Below are 219 nucleotides of genomic sequence, written 5' to 3' on the forward strand. Positions count from 1 at the left end.
GGGGGCGCGCAGGTTGAGGATGGTCGCGACCACGTTGATCGCCCCCATGATCGAGCTGACGCCCATCAAGTGGATGGCAAAGATGAAAAACGTCACGCTCTCCGGCGCATAGGTGGTGGACAGCGGGGCGTAGAAGGTCCAGCCAAAGTTGGGCCCGCCGCCGGGCATCAGCAGGGTAGACACCAACATCAGAAACGCCGCGGGCAACAGCCAGAAGCT

The 219-nt window shown here is 62.6% G+C and carries 1 protein-coding gene; it reads right to left on the reverse strand.

Annotation, left to right across the window (positions count from 1 at the left end; all coding sequences use genetic code 11):
* Positions 1 to 219, reverse strand: a 219-nt coding sequence (locus ACW9IN_RS30205; protein WP_457369257.1) for a cbb3-type cytochrome c oxidase subunit I, incomplete at both ends; no start/stop codon positions are given.

The organism is Pseudomonas sp. SDO5271_S396, from assembly GCF_054071795.1.